This is a genomic window from Haemophilus sp. HMSC071C11 (genome assembly GCF_001837655.1).
Classification (GTDB): domain Bacteria; phylum Pseudomonadota; class Gammaproteobacteria; order Enterobacterales; family Pasteurellaceae; genus Haemophilus; species Haemophilus influenzae.
Genome location: NZ_KV833400.1, coordinates 119,933 through 131,374 on the forward strand (window position 1 = coordinate 119,933; position 11,442 = coordinate 131,374).

The 11,442-nt window shown below is 38.6% G+C and carries 5 protein-coding genes and 1 pseudogene; 2 read left to right on the forward strand and 4 right to left on the reverse strand.

The window, feature by feature from the left end:
* Positions 1–26 precede the first annotated feature (26 nt).
* Together leuC and leuD are read left to right on the forward strand one after the other, a co-directional pair.
* Positions 27–1,436 carry a 3-isopropylmalate dehydratase large subunit gene (gene leuC, locus HMPREF2644_RS01795; RefSeq protein WP_011272333.1) on the forward strand — a complete coding sequence of 470 codons (1,410 nt, stop codon included), beginning with the start codon at positions 27–29 and terminating at the stop codon, positions 1,434–1,436.
* A gap of 24 nt (positions 1,437–1,460) precedes the next feature.
* A complete protein-coding gene (gene leuD / locus HMPREF2644_RS01800; protein ID WP_038440278.1) occupies positions 1,461–2,063 on the forward strand; it encodes a 3-isopropylmalate dehydratase small subunit in 603 nt (200 codons plus the stop codon).
* Between the two features lie 113 nt (positions 2,064–2,176).
* Here leuD and HMPREF2644_RS01805 read toward each other — a convergent pair.
* From HMPREF2644_RS01805 to dnaA, 4 genes and pseudogenes are all read right to left on the reverse strand, one after another.
* Positions 2,177–7,612: pseudogene (locus HMPREF2644_RS01805) on the reverse strand (S6 family peptidase).
* 226 nt (positions 7,613–7,838) lie between these two features.
* Positions 7,839–8,918 carry a DNA replication/repair protein RecF gene (gene recF, locus HMPREF2644_RS01810; protein WP_070828181.1) on the reverse strand — a complete coding sequence of 360 codons (1,080 nt, stop codon included), beginning with the start codon at positions 8,916–8,918 and terminating at the stop codon, positions 7,839–7,841.
* A 1-nt stretch (position 8,919) separates the two neighbouring features.
* Positions 8,920–10,020, reverse strand: coding sequence for a DNA polymerase III subunit beta (gene dnaN / locus HMPREF2644_RS01815; RefSeq protein ID WP_070828182.1), 1,101 nt, complete (start codon positions 10,018–10,020; stop codon positions 8,920–8,922).
* Between the two features lie 12 nt (positions 10,021–10,032).
* Positions 10,033–11,397: a chromosomal replication initiator protein DnaA gene (dnaA, locus tag HMPREF2644_RS01820; protein WP_070828183.1), complete on the reverse strand. Its 1,365-nt coding sequence runs from the start codon at positions 11,395–11,397 to the stop codon at positions 10,033–10,035.
* Between the last annotated feature and the right edge of the window lie 45 nt (positions 11,398–11,442).

An 11,442-nucleotide genomic window follows, 5' to 3' on the forward strand; every position in this document is an offset into this window, starting at 1 on the left:
TCCCTTAACGAATAGAGAAAAATATTATGGCAAAAACACTTTACGAAAAATTATTTGATTCACACATTGTGTATGAAGCAGAGGGCGAAACGCCAATTTTGTATATTAACCGTCATTTGATTCACGAAGTAACCAGCCCACAGGCCTTTGATGGGTTACGCGTCGCAAATCGCCAAGTGCGCCAAGTAAACAAAACTTTCGGCACAATGGATCACAGCATTTCCACCCAAGTACGAGATGTCAATAAACTTGAAGGTCAAGCGAAAATTCAAGTGTTAGAATTGGATAAAAATACCAAAGCAACAGGTATTAAATTATTTGATATAACAACTAAAGAGCAAGGTATTGTACACGTTATGGGGCCAGAACAAGGTTTAACCTTACCCGGTATGACAATTGTTTGTGGCGATTCACACACCGCAACGCACGGTGCATTTGGTGCCTTGGCTTTTGGTATTGGTACTTCTGAAGTAGAGCACGTATTAGCCACTCAAACTTTAAAACAGGCTCGCGCAAAAAGTATGAAAATTGAAGTGCGTGGTAAAGTCGCATCAGGTATTACGGCAAAAGATATTATTCTTGCCATTATCGGCAAAACTACGATGGCAGGCGGTACAGGACACGTTGTAGAATTCTGCGGAGAAGCGATCCGAGACCTTTCTATGGAGGGGCGTATGACCGTCTGTAATATGGCAATTGAAATGGGTGCAAAAGCAGGCTTGATTGCGCCAGATGAAACCACATTTGCATATTTGAAAGATCGTCCACACGCGCCGAAAGGCAAGGATTGGGATGATGCGGTTGCTTATTGGAAAACCTTAAAATCTGACGATGATGCACAATTTGACACTGTGGTAACGCTAGAAGCAAAAGACATCGCACCACAAGTCACTTGGGGGACAAACCCAGGGCAGGTAATTTCTGTGAATGAAACCATACCAAATCCGCAAGAAATGGCAGATCCTGTACAACGTGCTTCGGCAGAAAAAGCCTTACATTATATTGGCTTGGAAGCTGGCACTAATTTAAAAGATATTAAAGTTGATCAAGTATTTATCGGATCTTGCACCAACTCGCGTATTGAAGATTTACGCGCAGCAGCGGCTGTAATGAAAGGTCGTAAAAAAGCGGATAATGTAAAACGTATTTTAGTAGTACCGGGTTCTGGCTTAGTGAAAGAACAAGCGGAAAAAGAGGGCTTGGATAAAATCTTTATTGCCGCAGGTGCAGAATGGCGTAATCCAGGTTGTTCAATGTGCTTAGGAATGAACGACGACCGTTTAGGCGAATGGGAACGCTGTGCTTCCACGTCAAACCGTAACTTTGAAGGGCGTCAAGGTCGTAATGGGCGTACCCATTTAGTAAGTCCTGCAATGGCAGCGGCGGCAGGAATGTTCGGTAAATTTGTTGATATTCGTGAAGTGGCATTAAATTAAGGCTCAATAAGAGGAAAAAGAAAAATGGCAGGATTTAAACAACTTTCAGGCTTAGTCGTTCCATTGGATGCGGCGAATGTAGATACTGATGCAATTATTCCAAAACAATTTTTACAAGCCATCACTCGCGTAGGTTTCGGCAAACATTTATTCCACGAATGGCGTTATTTAGATGTGGACGGCACTAAGCCAAATCCAGAATTTGTCTTGAATTATCCACGATATCAAGGTGCGACGATTTTGCTCGCACGTAAAAATCTTGGTTGTGGTTCTTCTCGTGAACATGCCCCTTGGGCATTAGCAGACTACGGCTTTAAAGTAATGATCGCCCCAAGTTTTGCAGATATTTTCTATAACAACAGCTTAAACAACCACATGTTACCGATTCGTTTAAGCGAAGAAGAAGTAGAAGAAATCTTCCAATGGGTATGGGCAAATGATGGCAAACAAATCCACGTAGATTTAGAAGCGATGACGGTCACTGTAGGGGATAAAGTTTATCACTTTGAACTGGATGAATTCCGCCGTCATTGTTTGCTAAACGGTTTAGATAATATCGGCTTAACTCTACAGCACGAAGACAAAATCTCAGCATACGAAAAAAATATTCCAGCGTTTTTACGTTAAAAATAAAAAATGAGCTGATTTTTCACCGCACTTAATCACTGAATTTCATTCAAAAATAAAGCCCTGTAATACACAGGGCTTTGTCGTCTATAACGCTAATTCAAACAGGCTTATTAAAAACTAAAACTTAGTTTCACTTCCGCTGTTTTTTGTTTTTCCGCTTGTTTTGCTTTTGTTAATCCACCGATTAGACTTAATTTCACATTATGATATTTCAATTTAAGTCCCGCGTTATATTGCTGTTGATTTTCCACGTTGTAAGCAAAATCATATCTATCTACATTAATTTTGCCGCTGCCTTGATTTGCATCATATCGAGCAGACAAAATTGGCGTAATGGAAAACTCGCCTAAGTGATAAGTATAACTTAAATCAACTTGAGCAAAGGCTGTTTTGACAGATATTGGATTTACTTTAATGCGATCTTGATCTAATGCAAAATTAGCGTTTGATAAGTAACTATAACGAACCCCTACAGTTGGTTTAACAGCAAAATTGCCAAGATTAAATGCTTTGCCTGCGGTTAAACCAAATTGTGCAGTATGGCGAGCAAATTTCGCATTATGATTAGTTTGTAAGTTGCTTTGGAAATTACCATAGCCTAAATCCACCGCTAAATACCAATGATTATCCGCATAATATTTAGAATAGAAATTAACTTGTGCTAGAGTATTTTTACTGCTTGCCTTATCAAAGTTGTTACTATTGCGAACATAAGTAAACACGCCACCTAACTGAACATTGTTTGAGATTGTTTGATCCCAACCAAGTTGAGTTTGCGTACTTTTAGAACTAAAACGACGATATTGCTCTGAGGAATAATTTTTGTTCATTGAAGTATTAGATACCCAAACGTTATATTGCCCCTCGTTATTCATTTCTAACTGGCTAATATGTTGAGAAACTGCTTTCCCTACATTTAATGCAACAAATTGTGCTTTTGCCCTTGCATCAGAAATTACCGCATTTGTGTTTGTACTTGTGAGATCGCGCAATGGTACTGCAGAACGATCGCTGTCACTTGTAACAGTTGGTTCCGAGCTAACATTTCTTCTACTTCTACGTCTACTATTTGTCTTATTACTTTCTGAATTATCAGCTACTGTTGTTTTTTCAGTAGAAGTCTCTTGAGGCTGGCTAACACTTCTTCTATGTCTACGATTTGGCTTACTGCTTTTTGAATTATCAGCTACTGTTGTTTTGTCAGTAGAAGTTACTGTTGTTTCTTCAGTAGAAGTCTCTTTAGGCTGGCTAACACTTCTTCTACTTCTACTTCTACGTCTACTATTATCAGCTACTGTTGTTTCGTTAGTAGAAGTTACCGTTGTTTCTTCAGCAGAAGTCTCTTGAGGCTGGCTAATACTTCTTTTACGTCTACTCTTTGGCGTACTGCTTTCTGAATTAACCGCAGGTTGAGTTGTATTCTCTGGATTTTCCACTACAGAGTTTCCAGTGTTTACTGTTGTGTTTTCTGTCACAGGTTGTTCAGCTTTTGTGCTTGAATTCTCTGTTGGTTTAACAGATGTTGAATTATTTGCTACAGAATTATCCGCAACAGTATTCGCTTTATGCTGACTAGCATCTTCGGTCGTAGCCGCAGTTTGTGTTTGTGGTTTATCGGATTTTTCAGCAGTTTCTGTCATTGCGGTTGCAGATCCAGTATTTATTGAATTCTCTGGTGCAGGTTGTTCAGTGCTTACTGTTGCACTTGGTTGTGTTTGCAGTTGAGCTTGAACTTCTTCTGCATTATTAACAGTCGGAACCTTTTCACTTTCAAGCACTGCTTGCGGTTGAACAGTTTCAGACTGTTCCTGTTTCGGAGACGCTTGAGAAGCAACTTTAGGGGCTTCTTGAGTTTTCTCTGTTTCTACTTTAGCCGTTTTCTCTGTTTCTGTTGGTTGAGAAACTTTATTTTCTGCTTGATTTTGTGATACAGATGTTACAGGTTCAGCGTTAGTTTTTTCACTTGGTTGAGTTTCTTCCGATGGTTTACCGTTCGGTGTAGTTGTATCTTCCGCAGTAACTGTTGTCGGTTGTGTTTGCAGTTGAGCTTGAACTTGAGTTTCTTCTACTTTCGTATCAGTTGAAACTTCTTTAGGAGCAGGCTCTGCTTGTTTCGGAGACGTTTCAGAAGTCATTTGAGGTGCTTCTTGAATTTCATCTTTTTCTACTTTAGCTGTTTCTTTTGTTTCAGTCGTTTGAGTTTCCTCGGTTTCACTTCCACTTTGAGCCACTTCATTTGTTTGAGTGTTAGCTTTTACACTTGGTTTAGCTTCTTTTGCAACTTCATCATTTTGAGCTGTTGTCTCGGTTGCGTCTTGCTCGTTTTTCTCTACGGTTTCACTTTCTTGCGGATTATTTTCAGCCACTGTTTTAGTTGTCTCTGATGGTGTAGCAGGCGCAGGTGGTGGAACTGGTGCTTCAACACGAGCGGTTTCTTCATTGTTACTTGATACGCTAGGGGCATCAGCTTGAATATCATTGGGCATTGCAATACTTGGCGTATCGACAGTTTGATTTCTTTTTTCCGCCTCTGGGTTATGCAAGTAATAACGTCCACTATCTTCTTTCAAAGTATAGCTCCAAGCACCTCGATCAACTTTGCCATTTGCTAATGTCACTTTTAAATTACTTCTTTCAGCAACTGTTGAAGCATCAAAAAGCGTGAGTTCATTATGATTTGGCTCGCCTGTTTTATCTGCTACTTGTAATGTAAAGTTACCTGTAGCGGATTTGGTTACAATAACTTTGTCATTTTTCTTATTGGTAAAATCAACCCAATAATAGAAAGAACCGTTACCTGATAAGCTATTCACAGTCAGCGTGTTATATGTAGTTACTTTATTTGCATCGTTTTGTACATTTAAATGAATATGCCCATTTGCTAGATCTAATTGATGAACATCACTATTTCCTGTTAAATGCCATTTACTATTTTCGGTTAAACGTACTTGGCTATTTTCTGTGCTGTGAATTGTGCCGAATAAATTGGCTTTGCCTAAGACAAAGTTTGCATTACCTGATAAATTTACATTGCCAGATACATTGGTGGCGTTAAAGCTATTAAGGGCTTTATCGGATAACTTGTCAGTAGTGCAAGTCACATAGCCCGTATAGTCAGAACGTACACAAACGGTATCGCCTGCTTTATAGCCAATATGAACTTGTGCATTATCAGAAGCTGTGATATTTGACGTAATACTTTCAACATTGCGACCTGAATAAAGGGTTGCGTTATTGGTTACATTAATATTTGTTGCTTTAAAATTGCGGTTAATCCAGTCGTCTTCTACCACCACTTCATTATTTTCAGCAAAGTGTTTATCTTTTTCTGTTGAAGAAATACCTGCAATATCTCTTGCGTGCGGTGTTGGTCTGCCTGAAAGGAATAAGGTGCCTTTTTCAACCTTTAAATCGCCATTAAGGTTTGTACCGCCTGTTAATAAAAAGCGATTTTGCTCGGTTTTACCACTAAAGGTAACGTTTAATTTGCCGTTTTGATCTGCCTTATTTTCTTCCTCACCAAAATAACCGTTAAAGCCATTCATACGCTCGTTGTTGATATGGTTCATTACATTTCTTTTGGCTTCATCGGAAGTTTTACCCATATATAGCCAATTTTCATTGCTTTCTCCGCTGTTTTGAGGCAATTCTGAACGAGTGCTAGCACCTGTTTTTAATGCGTAATAGGATCTGTTATCCTGATTAAAATACAGCTGCCCTCCAAGTTGTACCCGTCTAGGCAAGAAAGGATTATCTTCATTTTGTTGTGGTATATCGTATATTCGATTAATTTGACTTGTACTTGTAATCAAATTATCCCCAGTAATTGTTACAGTAGAGGTTTTGTTGGTATTGTGATTTACTATTCTTGCACCATCATCAATATTACGGATATGTTCAAAAGTGAGATTATTGCCATTGGCATCTAATCGACCGCCTCTAAAGCCAAAGTAAATGGAATTTGGATCTACTTGTTTATCATCATTAAGTACAACAGTTGAGCGACCACTTACTATACCTACTTGTGAAAAGGCTTTAACTTTATTATTGGCATCAGCTTGTTGTTTTAAGATAACAGTACCATCGCCCACTTTTAGCGAACCTTTATTTTCTCCCTTTCCTTCTACAATTAATGTTCCTTTGCCGATTTTAGCTAAACGATCAGATTGTGGGTTATGCACTTTCCACGTTACTGTTTTTCCATCAGCAACAGAAACGCCAGCTCCTTTCCAAGTGGTACTATCAGAAGTGCCTTTAACCTCATAATCTCCTTCAAAGAATAATCCGCCTGCACCTTGATCGATATTATTATTTAAGGTAAGTGTTCCACTTCCTTTAAGAGTGATGCTTTTTCCATTGTTAGCTTTTTCTCCATCAGTTTTTTTTGTGTCATCAAATAAGCTAACACTTAAAGGTTCTCCCCCTCCCCCCGTAATCGTACTTGTATTGCCAGTGGCTTTCCAACTATATTGGGTGTTAGAACCAGTTAAAGAACCTGCACTATCTTTATTGAGAACATCTTTAGTAAATTGAGATTTATAAATATTCCATTCTTGTCAAGATTTTTTGTTATAACCCGCCCAAAAATCATAAGACCCAAGAAAAAGCCATTTTCCTTTTTCTCTATCATATACAAATAATGGGGAGCCACTGTCGCCTAAAACAGCATAATTGGTAAGAGGATCTTGAGATAATATTCCTTTTGGATCGCGGTGTTCCTCTTTTGAATTGCCAAAACCAATTAGTCCATTATTTTCGTGGTTTACTTTATAAGGTGTGCCTGCAATACCATAGGTATAAGCATTACCAACTAATTTAAGATTATTTCCACCAATATCCCAGTTTTTCAACAGATTTCCTTTGTTATCTTTTTGCGACAAGATTAATTTGTAATAAGCTCCCTTTTCGTAGATAAACTGGGTACCACTTCCTAGTCTTACAAAAGCAGGATATTTATTCTGATCATTATATGTGCCAGCATCACTACTTGCAGTTGAAGCCTCTATTGGTGCAACTTCGGTAACAAATTTATCAAGACGTGGCATATAGTAGTCTTCACGACGTTTTTGAGCATCTTGTTCTTCTTTTGTTGTGAAAGACTTTGCATTCTCTTTAGGAAAATCATTTTTTTCAACGGTGTAATATCTGTTTTCTTCAGAGGATACATCTCGGTGTGCTTTGGCATTGCCATTATTCATATTGCCATTTAAGTTCCCAAAATGTAGTTCACTCACGCCGTTACTAACGTGTTTTACACCTACTACATATTGTGGATTTATCAATGTGGCGATGCGTTTATCTACATCCACCACACTAAAGTCAATCATAGGAATATCTTTAGGTAGCGCACTGCCCAAATTATTATTTTTTTTATCTCTCACTTCCACATTTGTTGCACCAACAGAAAACTTCCCTTTATTTTCTGCAAAATCACGAAATATTTGATAATCCACATCGTCTCTCACTAACGCAGCTTCTGTATAAGGGGTTAATGCGTAGGCGACAGTAAGCGCAATAAAATTGAGTTTGAATTTTTTATTTAGCATAGAAGCTGTCCTTATTAATTAAGTTTAAAAAGTAGATTTGATATACGGTTACAAGTTGATTCAAATTTTGGCTGTGTTGCGTTGATAGTTTGCAAGTTGTCTTCATCTTTATAATGAGCGAGCTTTATAGCATAAATCGCTCAAAACTTGAATTACATTTACGAGGTAATGATAATAATTTTTGATATTTTTTAAAAAATTGGCGTATTTTCCACCGCACTTTTGGCTAATTTAAGGCGTTAATGATGCCATTATGAACAGAAAACATTTTTTTGTTTTCCACTTGCATTTCTTTTAGTTGTCTTTGCGTAATGGCGGTAACAAACACTTGTGAGCCACTTTGTTGTAATCGTTCTGCCAACAAGGCACGTTTGTATTGATCTAATTCCGAGGCAAAATCATCGATTAAAAAAATACAATGGCGTTGCTTTTCTTTCATTAAATGCTCGCCCTGCGCTAGTCTTAATGCACACATTAAAAGTTTAAGTTGTCCACGAGAAAGCACATCTTCCACTGGCAATCCTTGTGCTTTGAAACGAAAATCCGCTTTTTGAGGGCCAGCAAAGGTGTAATTTAAGGCACGATCTCGTTCAAAATTTTGTTGAAGAATTTCATAATAATCAGCATTTTTTTCCCATCCTTGATGAAAGCTGACATTAATTTCTAATTCAGGCAGAAAAAGTTGGCAAGTTTGCTCAATTTCAGGGCGCAGTGCTTCTGCATATTCGGCACGCCATTGACTTACTTGATGGGCAAGTTTAGCAAGTTCAACGTCCCAAATTTTTATGGCAGAGTAAGGCTGATTTTGTGCAAGGGCGGCATTTCGTTGTTTGAGTAATCGATTGAGATTGCTCCAAGCGGAATAGAAACTTGTTTGGTGATGGAATAATCCCCAATCTAAAAACGCGCGGCGATAACTTGGCCCACCGTTGAGTAAGGTTAAGCCCTCTGGGGTGATTAATTGCATTGGTAAAAGATGGGCGAGATCGGAAATTTTATTGCCATCTTCACCGTTAATTTTTACTAAGGTGTTGCCTTGACGAAGTTTTTGTAAGCCGATAGACCATTGATGTTGGCTTTCTTGGATTTTTCCAAATAGGGTAAAGTGCGGTTCGTCGTAAGAAATGATGCGATTTGTGACCGCACTTTTAAATGAACGTCCGTGACCAAGATAAAAAATGGCTTCTAATAAGCTGGTTTTTCCGCTGCCGTTGTTGCCGATTAGAAAGTTAAAGCAGGGATCAAAATCAAGATCCACTGCTGTTAAATTACGAAATTTTTCGACCAGTAAACGAGAAATCGCCATATTATAAACGCATTGGCATAATGACGTATTCGCAGCTGCTGTCTTCACAGTTTTCAATTAAGCAACTGGAGAACGCATCAGTTAAGCACATTCGCACTTGATTACATTTAAGTGCATTCAGCACATCAAGAATATAGGTCACATTAAAGCCCACTTCTAATTCTTCGCCATTGTAATTGACATCGACAATTTCTTCTGCTTCTTCGTGTTCTGTATTTGAGGCAGTAATTTTAAGCTGGTTTTCCTTTAAGCTTAAACGTACACTGCGTGCTCGTTCATTAGATAAAATGGACGCACGAACAAAAGCCTGTTTCAGCATTTCCCAACTGCCTTCGACAATTTTTGTGGCATTACGAGGCAATACTCGGCGATAGTCAGGAAAGCGACCATCAATTAATTTTGATGTAAATACCGTGTTTTTTAAATGGACACGTAAATTGTTCGTGCCAATTTGTAAACGTGCTGGTTCATCGTTTGTTTCTAATAAACGAACCAGCTCTAACACGCCTTTACGAGGTAAAATCACAGAATGATTTTGTAATTCTTGTTCAAGTGAGATAGTACACACCGCAAGTCTATGACCATCTGTTGCCACAGTTCGCAATAAATTGCCCTCTGTTTCAAATTTCATACCATTTAAGAAATAGCGTGCATCTTGGTTTGCCATAGAAAATTGAGTGGATTCAATTAAACGGCGTAAGGTATTTTGCGGTAGTTCAAAATCCACTTCAGACTGCCAATCTGTGAGGTTTGGATATTCTTCAGCAGGTTGGGTTGTCAGCGTAAAACGGCTACGCCCAGACTGCACTAATGCACGATCTTGTTCAAAAGTCACCGTAATTTCTGACTCATCAGATAAAGTGCGGCAAATATCTAAGAATTTTTTTGCTGGAATGGTAAAAGTGCCATTTTCAGAAGATGATGAAAGCTGAGTTTGACTAGAGAGTTCAACTTCTAAATCTGTCCCTGTGATAGTCAGACGATTGTCTTCAATTTGTAACAACACATTGTTTAATACAGGAATATTTGGGCGATTACTCAATACGCCACATACTTGTTGCAACGGTTTTAATAAATTTTCTCTTGAAATGCTAAATTGCATTGCGTTCTCCTTTTATGCGGACAAAGTGCGGATCAAATTCGCCCAATCTTCTTGAATGCTATTGTCTTGCTCACGGAATTTTGGCACTTCACGGCAAGCGTTTAATACGGTCGTGTGATCACGATCAAATGCACGACCGATTTCAGGCAAACTGCGGTTTGTTAATTCTTTTGCTAATGCCATGGCAATTTGGCGTGGGCGAGTCACTGAACGTGCACGACTTTTTGATTTTAAATCTGAAACCTTAATTCGATAATATTCAGCCACCACTTTTTGAATATTTTCAATGGTAACTAAGCGTTCTTGCAGAGCCAAAATATCTTTTAAGGTATCACGCACGAAATCAATATCAATGTCACCGCCTTTGAAGTCTTGCATTGCTTTTACACGATTTAACGCACCCTCAAGTTCACGCACGTTGGTACGCAAGCGTTGAGCAATGAAGAAAGCGACTTCTTCTGGCAAGTTCAGATTATGTTCTTCCGCCTTTTTCAATAAAATCGCTACACGGGTTTCAAGATCGGGCGGCTCAATGGCCGTTGTTAAGCCCCAGCCAAAACGTGATTTTAAACGTTCTTCAATTTTTTCAATTTCTTTAGGATAACGATCCGAAGTTAAGATAATTTGGCGACCCGTTTCAAACAAGTTATTGAAAATATGGAAGAATTCTTCTTGAGTTTTTTCTTTTTCAGCGAAAAATTGAATGTCATCTACTAAAAGTGCATCGAGAGAACGATAGAATTTTTTGAACTGATCCATTTTATTATCACGCACTGCTTTTACCATATGTTGCATAAAGTTGTTGGCGTGAATATAAAGTACTCGCGCATTCGGTTTATTGGCTAAAATGCCGTTGCCAATGGCGTGTAACAAGTGAGTTTTCCCTAAACCAGTGCCACCATATAAAAAGAAAGGATTAGCCGAAGGTTCGCCTGGTGCTTGAGCAAGTTTTTGACCGACTGCACGTGCGAGTTGGTTCGATTTACCTTCAACAAAGTTATCAAATAAGTGTTTAGTATTGAGATGAGATTCAAATTTTACTGAAGCACTAGATTCAGCTTGAAAATCTACCGCACTTTCTGATCTAAGTGATATATTTGGCGTATTTTCTACTACTTTAGGTGCAGGCTTGACCCCTTCTTTTAAAGAAATACGCAGTTCAGGATTTTGTGCAAGTGTTTGACAAATTTGCTGGATTTGTGCGAGATAATGGGTTTCCACCCAACCTTTCACAAACATATTAGAAGCATATAAAACAATGTGGTTATCCGCCACCACATCAGCCTGTAAAGGACGAAGCCAAGTGCTAAGATCGCTGGCTGAAACTTGATCTTGAAGTTGTAACAGGCAACTTTGCCAAAGATTTGAGAGAGTCACAAAAGGATCCTTATTGTTTTTGTAATAGAGAAAAGTGCGGTAAAA

Excerpts from the sequence above, each read along its gene's own strand:
- leuC (WP_011272333.1), top strand. The coding sequence starts at position 27 with ATGGCAAAAACACTTTACGAAAAATTATTTGATTCACACATTGTGTAT.
- leuD (WP_038440278.1), top strand. The coding sequence starts at position 1,461 with ATGGCAGGATTTAAACAACTTTCAGGCTTAGTCGTTCCATTGGATGCG.
- recF (WP_070828181.1), bottom strand. The coding sequence starts at position 8,918 with ATGGCGATTTCTCGTTTACTGGTCGAAAAATTTCGTAATTTAACAGCA.
- dnaN (WP_070828182.1), bottom strand. The coding sequence starts at position 10,020 with ATGCAATTTAGCATTTCAAGAGAAAATTTATTAAAACCGTTGCAACAA.